The organism is Enterovirga sp. (assembly GCF_035325185.1).
Lineage (GTDB): Bacteria > Pseudomonadota > Alphaproteobacteria > Rhizobiales > Beijerinckiaceae > Enterovirga.
In genome coordinates, this window is sequence record NZ_DAOLAJ010000095.1 from 1 (window position 1) to 13523 (window position 13523).

Here is a 13523-nt window from a genome sequence, read left to right on the forward strand (position 1 = left end):
GCGGCGTGGGCGTCGGGGTGGCGGTCGGCGTCGCGGTAGGAATCAGCGGCGTGGGGGTCGGGGGTGCGGTCGGCGTAGCAGTCGGCTGGGCCTGCGCGGCCGTCGCCACGAGCCAGAAAAGGGCCGACAGGGAGATCAAGGCGAAATGCCCGACTCGGTTCACGGAAACGTTCCAAGTGCAAAGAAGGCATCCGACGCCACGGAAATAGTGCGGTATGGGTGCTCGACCGTCAAGCTTGCGTCGCAGTGCAGCACGGAGAAATCAGGCAGGTTATCGGCATTGAGCGGGACAATAAGGCCGGCTGTGACCTTCCGGCCGAAGGCTCGGCGCGGCCCCTCCCTGATGACGCCATGTGCCGGCATCGTCGAGCGTCCCGGCGCTGGCCTGCCCGTCAGGCCGCTCACGACGGGCCGCCGGGCTCGAGAATGCGGCGCGCAAGGTCCGCCGAGAAGCAGGATGTGCGCGCGAAGAGAACGACAGGCGGGCGGTCGTAGACGCGCCAATATTCCTGGCTGTCCCCGTCATCCAGGGAAAGTCCGAAGACCCTGAACGGCTCGACGAAGCGAGCGACGGGCTCGAAGCAGAGCCTGCCGCTGAAAAGGGCGTCATAGTACCGTCCGGTCATGGGGAAGCGTTCCCTCATCGCCATCATCGGACGCCATTGCCGGTCGCTGCTGACAGCGAGGAGATCGGCGCGGCCGAGGAGGTCCACCATGCGGTCGAGCTTCGCCGGTCCGTCGGCATCCGTCACGTGGAGGGACAGCATCGTGAAGCGCTCGCCGGGTCCGGCATAGCGAAATCCGGCATGGGGATCGACGAGGCGAACGGAACTCGGCACCTCCTCGTCCCAGGGCGTCTCGTTGACGATGGTCGAGCCCGGCGCGAGGTTCCTCCAGATCCAGTGCGAAGCCGCGATCCGCGGATGCAAGCCGGTATGCGAGCGATAGACGGCTTCCCCCCACCCGATGGCGAGCACGAGGAGAATGGTCGCCAAGGCCGAGCCCATCCGGCTCGCGTAGAGGGCCGCGGCGCCGAACCCGCCGAGAACGGCGAGGGCCGGGAGCGCGGGAAGCGCATAGCGAAGGATCGGCTGCGGGGACCAGGCGAGAGCCGCCCCCATGGCCAGCACCACCACCAGGGCCGGGATTGCGGGCCGGACGAAGACGTCCCGCCGACAGCGGACGAGGATGGTCGCCGCGCCGAAGGCCGCGAGCCCGCTCGTCGCCGGGCCGATGGCCCAGAGCCCGAGATCGGCGAAGGCCCGCAGGTGGATGCCGGGCAGCGTCCATTGCCAGCCGAAGGGCACGCCGGCGGGATTCCATGTCAGATCGGCCAATTCCCGCATCTGACGCAGGAACAGGGCGTTCGGCCATGGCACGAATGGCCCTGCGAAAGCCGACGGATTGAGGACCATCGTTCCTGCCGCCGCCGTCGCCGCGACGATTGCCAGGGAGACGAGTCCTTCGCGCAGCCGGTCCCCTCGGTCCGAAAGGCTCCAGCGAACGGCGAGCGCCGCCGGCACGGCGCAGGCCATCAGCAGCAAGGTGATCTTGCAACTGACGGCGGCGGCGAGCGCCAGCCCCAGGCCGGCGGCCTGGCGAGGCCGGCCGCCCCGGGCGAGCGAGGCCGCCGCCCATAAAGCCAGCGCGCCGAAGAATGTCGCCGACGCCTCGACGACGTAGAAATTCGCGTTCTGGATCGCCAGCGGGGCCGCCGCGAACAGCAAGGCTCCGCAAAGCGCCGCGACACGGCCGCCGCCCGCCGCCAGCGCCGTCACGAATACGACGATGATCGTGCCCGAATCGAACGCCGCCGATACGACGCGCCCGGTTTCCATGCGCGCGTTCCAGTCGCCGGGGCCGACGATCCATGCGGCCAGGGTGCCGAGAAGATGGGGCAGGTCTCCGTACACGTACAGGCTGCCCTCGACCCGAGGGCTGAGAGGGCCGTCGGGCCTCAGCCAGCGAGCCAGCCCGGCAAGCGCTCCTCCCTGGGCTTGCAGAGCCTCCAGCGAGCGCGACATAGTGAAGATCATGTGGCGCTCGTCGGGATGCAGGCCGGCATAGCCGTCCCACGCCGTCCCGGCGAAGCGGGCGAAGGCGCCGATCGCGAAGATCGCCGCAAGGACGCACGCCGCCAGGGCGTTCGCGCGCTGGGCGAGCCGGTGCGAGGAGGATGCTCGCCGCGCCGCCCCGGCCAGGCCGGTCGGGTCAGCCGCCACGGTGCAGCACGACGGCAAGATGATGCGCCGTGGTCACGAAGGGTCTCCGATCTCGATCAGCCTGGTTCCGCCGGCTTCGAGGACGACGCGGCCCAGCCCTGCGAGGCCCGCTTCGTCGAGGCCGGGATAGCGCTCGCGCTCGAAATCACCGATGACGACGTAGCGGATATTGAATCGGCGGATCACCTCGAGGCGCTCCTCCCTCGACGCTCGCGTGTAGAATTTCGAGACGAGCTCGGCCCGCTCCTGCCAGAAGCGCGGCTCCTTGCGCCAGAGCCATTCGTGGACGTGCCAGCCGAGAAGCGTCGGGATGCCGGTCGTGGCCGAGATCCGGGCCGCGTAGGTGTAGCTGTCGCCGGAAGCCTCCAGGATCGTCTGCCCCGGTCCGGGGCGATGCCGGATCAGGTATTCGCGGATCGCGTAGTCGCCCGCCGACTTCCCCGGCAGGAATATGATGCCGTTGAGGCTCATGAAGTGCCCCGGGGCCGGCCGGAGGTTCTGGTCGTAGGGGAACCAGAGGAAGACGAGCGGCGACAGCGCGAGCGCGCCGAACCCGATCCCGAAAGCCATCCTGGCGGCGACCGTCGAGAGCCTGCGCATCGCCGCGGCCCCCAGCGTGACGGCAGCCGGCGGAAGGAGCAGGTAGGCCTGATACGATGTCTTGAACATCGTGTTGCCGCGCTGGAAATCCGGGCCGTAGATATCCTTGATCCCGACGGTTTCCGGCACGGCGAGCACGCAGATGGCCGCGACGACCAGGAGTCCCGCGAGCGCGACGATGCGGCGGTTCCAGCCGGCCGCCGGCGGCCGGAGCAGCACGGCCGCCGCGCAGGCGGCGAGCAGGATGTAATTGCCGTAGAGGACGGCAAGTTGCCAGAGCGGGGTGCCGTGCGTGACGAGCTGCAATCCTTGCGAGAACGGCTCGAAATGATGCCAGAACGGCCAGGCGGCGAAGAGAGCGGCAAGCGCGACCAGGACGACATCGACCGCCGCGCCTGCGATCGCCGCTCCGGGCATCTCCCGGAAGGCGCCCGGCCGCCACAGGAGAGCGAGGCCGAGGAGACCGAGATAGATCGGCACGTCCCAGGCATTGCTCATGCCGCTGATTGCGATCAGCAGCGCCAGCAACGCTCCGAGGCTCAGGCGCTGGACGCGCCGTCTCCGGCTCGCGGGCCTGCCGCGCCAAGGCCATCCCCACGGCCGGGACGCGGCCGTCTGCACGCACAGGGTGATGAGTGCGACCGCGACGGGCATGTTGAGGACGTGGGCGTGCAGGTCGCCGACGACGACGCTGTAGGCCGGGAACTCGATGATCGTCTTGTCGGTCGTCGGCGGGTTGAAGCCGACGAACCGGGACGATTCGGGAAAGAAATAGGGCGACCGCGGCGCGCCGATCCATCCCATGACTTCGAGATACGGCCGAACGACCCCGAAGATGACCGGGTGCATGTTGCCGCCGAGGATCGTCACGAGCGCGGCCAGCGTCGCCGCCACCTGCGCAAGGGCCGCCTCGCCCGGCCGCGTCTGGAGGAGGCGCTGGACCAGGGCGAAGATCCCGGCGCCCCCCGCCGCGAAGACATGCGCGAACATCAGGTTGTAGCCGAGTTCCGGCTTGACCCCGGCGAGATGGGTGCCGGCGGCCGCGACGGCATGTCCGAAATAGTAGTAGTTGAGAGGCTTGCCCGCGAACCACGGATCGACCGGAGGGAAGCTCGCCGTGTAGTAGGCGGCGTTCATGAAGGCGAAGTTCATGAACTTCTCAAGGCCGAACAGGTCCGGCCGACAGGCTCGGATCGCCGCAACGACGGCGAATATCAGGACGTAGATCGCCTCGACCCGCCAGACGGCACCCGGCCAGCGAGGCAAGCTCCGACGCATGTCGCGCGACAGGAGGCAGACGAGGCCCGACGAGACCGCCAGGACCGCCAGCGCTCCCGCGAGGGCGGCGACGCCGAAACCGGCGAGGCCGATGCTGGCGGCGAGCCATGCCAGATAGGCGCATGCCGGCAACGACACGCAACGGCCGAGGCCCCAGGCGAGCCCGGGCCGATGGGGGACGACGATCAAGGCCAGCGGAAAAGCCAGCCATGCGACCGCCGCGATGGCGCAATACCATTGCGCCATCGCGAGCAGGCTGGCGGCGGAGATCATCCCGCCGCATTCACCGCGGCAGGACTTGACGTTCCCGAGTCGCCATCAGATCCTGGATCGGGCGGCAGAGCCTGAACCTGACCATGCTCCGGAACGCGATCAGGCAGAACTGCATCAGCCGCACCCCCCGGAAGCTCGACATGGACCCCCGCCGCGGCCGGTGCACGACGGCCCGCTGACCGATATCGAGACCGGAGAGGCGCATGTGGATCGCAAGAAGCGCCGACGGGATCGGGTTGTCGGGGCCGATCGCGCCCGCGGCCATCACCCAGGCTTGGCGCGGCAGGATCTTGAACGGGATGTTCGGGTCCTTCGGCACCGATCCCCGGAACAGCGCGAGCGCAAGGCACCGCATCATCAGGGATGTCACCCCCCGAAACCAGCCGTCATGCCGATCGGCCCTGATTCCGATCACGGCGTCGTGACGGCCGTACATCCGCCAATGCTCCGCGAAATCCTCGAGGCTGATTTGCCGGTCGCTGTCCAGGATCAGCAGCGTGACGCCCTGGGCGGCCGACAGGCCGGCGATCAGGGCAGGCCCATGTCCGGCGTTCTTCTGGTCGATGATCCTCAGACGGGGCTCGCGTCGCGCGAGATCGGCCAGCAACTCGCCCGTGCGATCGCGCGACCCGTCGTTGACGACGATGATCTCGAAGTCGGCGACGAGCGGGGCCACGCTCGCAACCGCATCCTCGACGGCGCCGACGATCGAGACCTCCTCGTTGTAGGCGGCCATCACGATGCTCAACTCGAGTGACATTCTGCCGGCCCTTCCTGGTCAGCAATGACGGGCGCCATCCTGCGAGTTTCGTCTAGCCGGTGCAAGCTCGGGGGCGATACGGCCGCACGCCGCAGCGCCTTCTTTGCCAGCCATCCGCATCGCGGCTACCGTGGCGCCGAGACGCTGAGACCGCCTGCCCGAACAACCCGAATACAGCGACCCGCGCCGATGTCCGAATGGCCCGAACATGTCGTCGACGACGTCGCGCCGCCTGGGGGAGGCGTCGCGTGACCGCCGAGCCTCGTGCGATGAACAAGGGACCGGCCGCGATCAGATCGCCGGGTTGGCTCGGCATGTCCGAAGGAACTGCCTGGCTTTCCGCGTTGCGATGGCCGCATTGGTCCAAGAACCTGATCGCCTTCGCGCCCATCGTCATGGCGGCCCGGGTGAATGACGGAGCTGCCTGGCTTGGAAGCGCTCTCGCAGTCGTGGCATTGTCGCTCGCCGCGTCGGCCGTCTACCTCGTCAACGACGTTCTCGACCGCGAGGCCGACCGGCTGCATCCGGTCAAGCGCGAGCGCCTGATCGCCAGTGGCCGGATCGGCGTCCGCGCCGCTCTCCTCGCGGCGCTCCTTTGCAGCTCCGCCGCCTTGCTCCTCGCGGCCTGGACCGGCGCTTGGGTCGGCTTGATCGTCCTCCTCTACCTGGCTTCGAGCTATGCCTATGTGAGCGCGCTCAAACGGCTGAAATTTCTCGATGCGGGGCTACTGGCTCTCCTGTTCGCACTGCGGCTGCTGGCGGGCACCTATGCCGCCGGCCTGCCGCCGAGCCCCTGGCTGATGGCGCTCGCGCTGTCCGCTTTCTCGTCTCTCGCGCTCGCGAAGCGGGCGGGCGAACTCGTTCTCCCGGATCAAGCTGTCCGGATGGCGGGCCGGGGCTACGACGTCCGCGACCTTCCGGCCGTGCGCACGGTCGGGCTGACGGCAGGTGGGGTCGCAACCCTCGTGATGTTCACCTATGTCGCAAGCGCGGCCTACGATCCCGCCTACCATCTGACGCCACAATGGCTATGGGTCACCCCGCTTGCGTTGCTGACATTTCTCGGTCGCATGTGGTGGCTCGCCTGGGTCGGCCGCCTCGCCTCCGACCCGATCGTGATCAGTTGGCGCGACCCCGTTCTCCTTCTCGCGGGCGCGGCGCTCGTCTTGAGCTTCCTGGCATCGATGCAGGTCGTCGGCGCAGAGGCGGGGCTCAGATCGTTTTTGTAGAAGCCGAGGGCAATCCGCGAACCCCGCACCCGGTCGAATGGCTCTCCGACAACGGCTCGGCCTACGTCGCGCGCGATACTGCTCGAACCGCCACCGCCCTCGGCCTGCATCTGGCCTTCACGCCCGTGCGATCTCCGGAACCCGTTGCGCCAGCGGCCGATCGACGACGTGACCATGCGCCGTTCATCGCGAGAGACGCAGAGCAACCACATCCGCGACATCGGGCGGTTCGCCACCTTCCCGGGCCGCTCGCCGGATACGGCGAGCGCGGACGATCTTCGCCGGTTCCAGGTTGAACAGCGCGATGCGGGCGAGCCGGCGCCGACGACGAAAGTCGGCGGGTCGCTCACGGGAGTCGCATTCGAGATTCGTCGATGTTATACTTTGGCCTTGTCCGGCAGGACAGCTATTCCACCGTCTGCCGTGGAAATCGAAGGGAAGAAGCCGCGCTATGCGAGCATCCTTTCAGCTTTTTCGGCATGGCTGCCGCGTTTTTGCACGAATGCCGGTCGTGCAAGATTTGGATCTTCTCCTTGGAAAGCTGCCATGGACGCGCTTGCGGAGCGCAACACGGCCCGTTGCCGCCGGCGTGAGACGGGGTGGCGGCGCGCTGATGAAGCATGGCGTCCGACCGCTGGACAGCTATCGCCGGGCCGGAATTCAGGCCGGGCGCCTCTTCAAGGGCGAGAAGGGCCCGGATTTGCCGGCGAGGCCGTCGGACAAGCCCAAGCTGGTCGTCAATCGGCGAGGATGCCGGGGATCGCGAGCTTGGCCACCCTGCCGGCCGGCGCCGACGAGGTGATCGAATGAGACGGCGCCTTTTCCTCTTCTCGTCCCTGGCGTTCGGTGCCCTGGCGACGGCCGCGCGCGCGCAGAGGAGCGGATCCGTCGCGCGGGTGGGCTGGTTGACTGCCCAGAGGGAGGCGAGCCTCGGGCCCTACATCGCGGCCGTTCGCGGAGCGCTGGCCGGTCTCGGCTATGAGGAGGGGCGCAATCTCCGGCTGGACTATCGATACGGCGACGACGTCCCCGCGCGTGTCCCGGGTCTCGCAGCCGAGCTGGTTCGCGCCGGCGCGGACGTGCTGATCGTCCAGGGCGCGGCGGTGCCGGTCGTCGCGAAGCTGAACGTGCCGGTGCCGATCGTCTACGTCACGAGCGCCGATCCTGTCCTGTCCGGGCTCGCCGACAGCCTCGCGCGGCCGCGCGGCAACATGACCGGCGTGACGTTCATGGCGGCCGAGCTCAATGCCAAGCGGCTCGAGCTCCTGCGCGAGCTCGTGCCGGACCTTCGCCGCGTCGCCCTCCTGGGCAATCCGGAGCATCCGGGCGAGCAGCTCGAGCACGATGTCTCGCGCGAGTACGGCCAACGCTTCGGCCTCAGCATCCGGTACCACTCGACGCGAAGCGATTCCGAGCTTGCCGCCGCCTTCGACGCGATCGCGCGCGATCCGCCCCAGGCGCTGTCCTTGTTCGCGGACGGGTTTGCGGTCCAGAACCGCGACCGCATCATCGGGTTCGCAACGGAAAAGCGCATTCCGCTGACCTCGGGCTGGGCGCTCTTCGCCCGGAGCGGCGCGGTCTGCACCTACGGACCCCGCCTCATCGACTCCTACCGCCGCCTCGCCGCCCTCGTGGCCCGCATCCTCGAGGGCGCCAGGCCGGCCGACCTGCCGATCGAGCAGCCTACCGTCTTCGAGCTCGTCTTCAATCTTCGGACCGCGCGGGCGATCGGCGTCGACGTCCCGCCCGCTCTCCTCGCCCGCGCCGACGAGGTGATCGAATGAGACGGCGGGAGGTCCTGCTGCTGGCCGCGAGCGCCTTGTCGGCGAGGCCGGCCTCGGCCCGGCTCGTCGGCAGGACGTACCGGCTCGCCGTCCTCTCGCCGTCGGCCCGGTCGATCGAGATCATCCGCGAGATCGTCCTTCCCGAATTGGCGAGGCTCGGCTTCTCCGAAGGCTCCAACCTCGCTCTCGACTTCCGGGCCGGCCCGGATGCGGAGCTTTCGAGGCTGGCCCTCGAAGCCGTGGACGGCAAGCCGGACGCGATCCTGGCCATCGCGGGCGCCGCCGCGCGGGCGGCGCGCGAGCGCACGAGCACGGTGCCGATCATGATGCTCGGCGGAGAGGACGCGATCCTCGAGGGCTTCGCCGGAACCCTCGCGCGTCCGGGGTCCAACCTGACCGCCGTCGTCATCCTGACGTCCCAGCTCGAGCCGAAGCGCCTGGCGCTGCTGCACGAGGCCGTTCCGGCCGCGCGCCGCGTGGCGGCTCTCCTGTACGGGGACAGCGACCCCGTCCGTCAGCGGCAGGGCGAGGAGCTCGGCAGAGCCGCGCGCGCGCTGGGTCTCGAGCTGTCGATGTTCCGGGTTCGCGAGCCGGACGAATTCCGCTCCGCCTTTTCCGCCATGCGCGAGTGGGGCGCGCAGGCCCTGCTGATCGCCGCTCATGCGCGGCTCTTCGAGAGCAGGGCCGAGCTCATCGGGCTCGCGCGCCTCGCAGGGCTGCCGACCGTCTGCGAATGGGCCGCCATGGCGCGCGACGGCTGCCTGCTCGGCTATGGACCCGACCGCGAAATGCTCTACCGGAACGCGGCCGCGAAGCTCGCGCGCCTGCTCCGGGGCGTCGCGGCGGCCGATCTCCCGATCGAGCAGCCGACGATGTTCACCTTCGCGATCAATCTCGGGACGGCGGCGGCCCTCGATCTCGCGATCCCGCCCGCGCTCCTCGCCCGCGCCGACGAGGTGATCGAATGAGCGGCGCCGTCGCCTCGCCGGATGCCGCGAGGCCGGAGCCGGCGGCAGCGACGGCGGCCCCTCGCGCCCGGCTTCGCATTCCCCTCTCCGTCAAGCTCGGCATCGCCCTGGTGGGGCTCGTGACGCTCGTGCTCCTCGTCAACGGCGTCGTGAACCTCTGGCTCAGCTACGAGGCGGCCAAGCGGGCGGCGATCCGGGTGCAGCAGGAGAAGGCGGGGGCGGCGGCCGAACGCGTCGACGGCTTCATTTCGGACGTCGTGAACCAGATCGGCTGGACGACGCATGCCGAATGGCGGCGCGTGCCGCCGGAGCAGCAGCGCTACGACTTCATCCGCCTGCTCCGGCAGGCCCCGGCCGTGACGGAGGTCTCCTATCTCGATCCCTCCGGACGGGAGCAGCTCAAGGTCTCGCGGCTCGAGCCCGATACGGTCGGCTCGGGCAGGGATTTCTCCGCCGAGCCGCGCTTCGCCAGGGCCCTCGCCGACAAGGTCTGGTTCGGTCCGGTCTATTTCCGGCGCGGCTCGGAACCTTACATGACCGTGGCTGTGGCGCATGCCGGCCGCAATCCCGGCGTGACGACCGCCGAGGTCAACCTGAAGCTCATCTGGGAGGTGATCACGGCCATCAAGGTCGGCGAGAAGGGCTATGCCTTCGTGGTCACCTCGGCGGGCCGGCTCATCGCCCATCCCGACCTCAGCCTAGTGCTTCGGAACATCGACCTCTCGGGCGTTCCGCAGGTGGCGCGCGCGCTGTCGGCCGAGGGCAAGGGCGCGCCGACCGGTCCTGCCAGGTACGAGGTCACGGTCGACCTGTCGGGACAGCCGGTCCTCACCGCGTCCGCGCCGATCGGACGCGTCGGCTGGCTCGTCTTCGTGCAATCGCCCCACTCGGAGGCGATGGCGCGGGTCTACCGGGCGCTGAACCGGACCCTGATGCTCCTCGGATTCGGGCTCCTGCTTGCGACCCTCGTCGGAAGCGTGCTCGCGCGCCGCATGGTGGTGCCCATCCGCCGCCTGCAGGAAGGCGCGGAGCGGCTCGGCAGCGGCGATCTTTCGGAGCGCATCGCCGTCCGGACCGGCGACGAGATCGAGACCCTGGCCGACCGGTTCAACAGCATGGCCGGCCGGATCCAGGAGAGCTACGAGACGCTCGAGGCGAAGGTCGAGGAGCGCACGCGGGAACTCGGCGAGGCCCTCAAGCAGCAGACGGCGACCGCCGAGGTGCTGCAGGCGATCAGCCGCTCGACCTTCGACCTCGAGGTCGTGCTCGAGACGCTGGTCGACTCGGCCGCCAAGCTCTCCGAATCCGACATCGGCTCCATCACCCGGCGGAAAGGCGACGTGTTCTATCGCGCCGTGATGCACGGCTTTCCAGCCGAATTCGCCGCCGAGGCCGCGCGCATCCCGGTCGCCATCGACGACAGCACGGTCACCGGGCGGGCCCTGAAGACGGGAAAGGTGGTGCATATCCACGACGTCACCACCGATCCGGCTTACGCGTGGAAGGAGGCCGAGGACGCCGCCGGCTTCCGAACCCTGATCGGGGTGCCGCTGCTGCGGGAAGGCATCCCGATCGGCGCCTTCGCCCTCGGCCGACGCATCGTGCGGCCCTACGGCGAGCGGCAGATCGAACTTATCCGGACCTTCGCCGACCAGGCCGTGATCGCGATCGAGAACGCCCGGCTGTTCGAGGAGGTGCAGGCCCGGACCACGGAACTCGCGCAGTCGCTCGACGATCTCCGCACGGCCCAGGGTCGTCTCGTGCAATCCGAAAAGCTCGCCTCCCTCGGCCAGCTCACGGCCGGCATCGCGCACGAGATCAAGAACCCGCTCAACTTCGTGAACAACTTCGCATCGGTCTCGGCGGACCTCGTCGACGAGTTGAAGGAAGCGCTGGCCTCGGCCCCGCTCGACGAGAAGACGCGCGAGGAGGTCGACGAATTGACCGGGATGCTGAAGGGCAACCTGGAGAAGGTCGTGAGTCACGGCAGGCGCGCCGATTCCATCGTCAAGAACATGCTCCTGCATTCGCGCGAGGGATCGGGGGAGCATCGCCTCGTCGACGTCAACGCCCTCGTCGAGGAGAGCATGAACCTCGCCTACCATGGCGCGCGCGCCGAGAAGCCGGGCTTCAACGTCACGCTGGTCAAGACGCTCGACCCGTCGGCCGGCGAGGCCGACCTCTACCCGCAGGAGATCACGCGGGTCCTCCTCAACCTGATCGGCAACGGCTTCTATGCCGCGGCCAGGAAGGCCGCGACGAACGGCTCCTTCGAGCCGACCCTCTCGGCCTCGACCCGCAGCCTCGGCGACAAGGTCGAGATCCGGATCCGGGACAACGGCGCCGGCATTACGGACGAGGTGAAGGCGAAGATGTTCAATCCGTTCTTCACGACCAAGCCCGCCGGCGAGGGAACGGGCCTTGGTCTTTCGCTCAGCCACGACATCGTCGTAAAGCAGCATGGCGGCGCGATCGAAGTCGAGACGGAGCCCGGCGCCTTCACGGAGTTCACGATCGTCCTGCCGCGCGGCGGCGCGGTCACGTCAGGGAAGAGCGGCCCATGAGCGTTCTCATCCTCGTGGTCGACGACGAGTCGGACGTCGCCGACCTGTTCCGGCAGCAGTTCCGGCGCGAGCTCCGGTCCGGGCGCTTCAGGATGGAGTTCGCCCATTCCGGGCCCGAGGCGCTGGAGCGCATGGACCTGCCCGAAGACACGAGCCTCATCCTGGTCCTGTCCGACATCAACATGCCGGGCATGACGGGCTTCGAGCTCCTGTCCCGGATCAAGACGATGCGTCCGGACCTGCCGGTGATCATGATCACGGCCTATGGCGACGCCGAGACGCGCCGGAAGGCGCTGGAGGGCGGCGCGTCCGGACTCCTGACGAAGCCGATCGACTTCGCGGCGCTGCGCCAGGATGTCCAGACCCGCCTCGCCGAAGTCGATCGGGTCGCATGACGACCAAGATCCTGGTCGTCGACGACGAGCCGGACCTCGAAACGCTCGTCGTGCAGAAGTTCCGGCGCCAGATCCGGGACGGCGTGGTCAGCTTTCTGTTCGCGCATGACGGCGTCGACGCGCTGGCGCTCCTCGCCGAGAACCGCGACGTCGACATGGTCGTGTCCGACATCAACATGCCGCGCATGGACGGGCTGACGCTGCTCGGCAAGCTCCAGGAAGCCGACGAAAAGCTCTCGACGGTCGTCGTCTCGGCCTATGGCGACATGGTCAACATCCGCACGGCGATGAACCGGGGCGCCTTCGACTTCCTGACGAAGCCGATCGACTTCGCGGACCTCGAGGCGACGATCGGCAAGACCGTCAAGCATATCGAGATGCTTCGGGAGGCGCGGCAGCGCCAGGCGCGCGCCGAGCGGGCGCACGAGAGCCTGTCGCGCTATTTCTCGCCGAACCTCGCCGAGCAATTGGCCAGCGACGCCTCTTCGCTCTCGCTGGGCGGTCAGCGTCGCGAGGTGGCCTCGCTGTTCACCGATATCGCGGGGTTCACGACCCTCGTCGAGAGCCTCGATCCGAATCTCCTGGCCGAGCTGCTCAACGGCTATCTCGGCGAGATGACGGGGAGCGTGTTCCGGCACGAAGGGACGGTCGCCAAGATCGTGGGAGACGCGATCCATGTCCTGTTCGGCGCGCCGCGGGACCAGCCGGACCATGCGACGCGCGCCGTCGCCTGCGCGCTCGATCTGGACGCGGTCTCCGAGGCGTTTCGTCGACGCTGGCAGGAGCGCGGCGTCAGGCTGGGAGCGACCCGCATCGGCGTCCATGCCGGCCCGGCCATTGTCGGGAATTTCGGCGGCGGCCGCTTCTTCGACTACACGGCCTACGGCGACACCATCAACACCGCCGCGCGTCTCGAAACGGCGAACAAGGCGCTCGGCACCCGGATCTGCGTCAGCGCAAACGTGGCCAGCCATGCCGAGGACTTTCGAGGCCGCCCCGTCGGCGACCTCGTTCTGCGGGGCAAGGCGGAACCGCTGCGGGCGTTCGAACCCCTGACCGGGCACGACTTCGCCGATCCTGCCACTGCGGCCTATCTGGACGCCTTCGCCAAGCTCGAGCGCGGCGATGCGGGCGCCATCGCGGCCTTCGCCTCGATCGTCGGGCTAAGGTCCGACGATCGCCTCGCCAGCTTTCACCTCAAACGTCTCCTGAACGGCAGCTCCGGAACCCGGATCGAACTGCCCTAGGTGACGAACTCATAACGGCGTAGCGGCGAGCGGGAGATGATGATTCAAGGTTCTGGAAGGAGCCTTGATGAGCACACCTCGCCGCTACGAGTTGACCGACTTCGAATGGTCGATCATCCAGCCTCTGCTTCCGAACCGGCCTCGGGGCAAGCCTCGTTCAGAGGATCGCAAGGTGCTGAACGGCATCTACTGGCGCCTTCGGA

The 13523-nt window shown here is 68.6% G+C and carries 11 protein-coding genes and 1 pseudogene; 9 read left to right on the forward strand and 3 right to left on the reverse strand.

Annotated elements, in window-relative coordinates:
• Positions 1-401 precede the first annotated feature (401 nt).
• From PKD06_RS15545 to PKD06_RS15555, 3 genes are read right to left on the reverse strand one after another with little or no spacing between them, the layout of a single operon-like run.
• Complete coding sequence (locus PKD06_RS15545) at positions 402-2222, reverse strand: hypothetical protein (RefSeq protein ID WP_324381642.1); 1821 nt, start codon at positions 2220-2222, stop codon at positions 402-404.
• A 33-nt stretch (positions 2223-2255) separates the two neighbouring features.
• Positions 2256-4373, reverse strand: coding sequence for a DUF2298 domain-containing protein (locus tag PKD06_RS15550; RefSeq protein ID WP_324381645.1), 2118 nt, complete (start codon positions 4371-4373; stop codon positions 2256-2258).
• A gap of 10 nt (positions 4374-4383) precedes the next feature.
• Positions 4384-5133 (reverse strand): glycosyltransferase, encoded by a 750-nt coding sequence (locus PKD06_RS15555; RefSeq protein ID WP_324381647.1) that lies wholly within the window; start codon positions 5131-5133, stop codon positions 4384-4386.
• A gap of 248 nt (positions 5134-5381) precedes the next feature.
• Here PKD06_RS15555 and PKD06_RS15560 point away from each other — a divergent pair, with 248 nt between their 5' ends.
• The 9 genes and pseudogenes from PKD06_RS15560 to PKD06_RS15600 form a co-directional block, all read left to right on the forward strand.
• Positions 5382-6362 (forward strand): UbiA family prenyltransferase, encoded by a 981-nt coding sequence (locus PKD06_RS15560; RefSeq protein ID WP_324381649.1) that lies wholly within the window; start codon positions 5382-5384, stop codon positions 6360-6362.
• A 17-nt stretch (positions 6363-6379) separates the two neighbouring features.
• A pseudogene (locus PKD06_RS15565) lies at positions 6380-6502 on the forward strand (IS3 family transposase); the annotation flags it as partial.
• A gap of 34 nt (positions 6503-6536) precedes the next feature.
• Entirely contained in the window at positions 6537-7172 is a 636-nt protein-coding gene (locus PKD06_RS15570; RefSeq protein WP_324381661.1) for a hypothetical protein, read from the forward strand.
• Positions 7169-8146 (forward strand): ABC transporter substrate-binding protein, encoded by a 978-nt coding sequence (locus tag PKD06_RS15575; RefSeq protein ID WP_324381651.1) that lies wholly within the window; start codon positions 7169-7171, stop codon positions 8144-8146. The genes PKD06_RS15570 and PKD06_RS15575 overlap by 4 nt, the downstream gene beginning before the upstream one ends.
• On the forward strand, positions 8143-9114 hold the full coding sequence (locus PKD06_RS15580) for an ABC transporter substrate-binding protein (protein WP_324381653.1): 972 nt from the start codon (positions 8143-8145) through the stop codon (positions 9112-9114). The genes PKD06_RS15575 and PKD06_RS15580 overlap by 4 nt, the downstream gene beginning before the upstream one ends.
• Positions 9111-11678 (forward strand): ATP-binding protein, encoded by a 2568-nt coding sequence (locus PKD06_RS15585; protein ID WP_324381655.1) that lies wholly within the window; start codon positions 9111-9113, stop codon positions 11676-11678. The genes PKD06_RS15580 and PKD06_RS15585 overlap by 4 nt, the downstream gene beginning before the upstream one ends.
• Positions 11675-12073 (forward strand): response regulator, encoded by a 399-nt coding sequence (locus tag PKD06_RS15590; RefSeq protein WP_324381657.1) that lies wholly within the window; start codon positions 11675-11677, stop codon positions 12071-12073. Before PKD06_RS15585 ends, PKD06_RS15590 begins: the two co-directional genes overlap by 4 nt.
• The gene (locus tag PKD06_RS15595; protein WP_324381659.1) at positions 12070-13320 is read left to right on the forward strand and encodes an adenylate/guanylate cyclase domain-containing protein; all 1251 of its coding nucleotides are present in this window, start codon (positions 12070-12072) and stop codon (positions 13318-13320) included. Before PKD06_RS15590 ends, PKD06_RS15595 begins: the two co-directional genes overlap by 4 nt.
• Positions 13321-13387: 67 nt before the next feature.
• On the forward strand, positions 13388-13523 hold a 136-nt coding region (locus PKD06_RS15600), incomplete at its 3' end, for a transposase (protein ID WP_324381663.1).

Coding starts and splice junctions, on each gene's coding strand:
- PKD06_RS15550 (WP_324381645.1), bottom strand. CDS start 4,373: ATGATCTCCGCCGCCAGCCTGCTCGCGATGGCGCAATGGTATTGCGCC.
- PKD06_RS15555 (WP_324381647.1), bottom strand. CDS start 5,133: ATGTCACTCGAGTTGAGCATCGTGATGGCCGCCTACAACGAGGAGGTC.
- PKD06_RS15570 (WP_324381661.1), top strand. CDS start 6,537: ATGCGCCGTTCATCGCGAGAGACGCAGAGCAACCACATCCGCGACATC.
- PKD06_RS15575 (WP_324381651.1), top strand. CDS start 7,169: ATGAGACGGCGCCTTTTCCTCTTCTCGTCCCTGGCGTTCGGTGCCCTG.
- PKD06_RS15580 (WP_324381653.1), top strand. CDS start 8,143: ATGAGACGGCGGGAGGTCCTGCTGCTGGCCGCGAGCGCCTTGTCGGCG.
- PKD06_RS15585 (WP_324381655.1), top strand. CDS start 9,111: ATGAGCGGCGCCGTCGCCTCGCCGGATGCCGCGAGGCCGGAGCCGGCG.
- PKD06_RS15590 (WP_324381657.1), top strand. CDS start 11,675: ATGAGCGTTCTCATCCTCGTGGTCGACGACGAGTCGGACGTCGCCGAC.
- PKD06_RS15595 (WP_324381659.1), top strand. CDS start 12,070: ATGACGACCAAGATCCTGGTCGTCGACGACGAGCCGGACCTCGAAACG.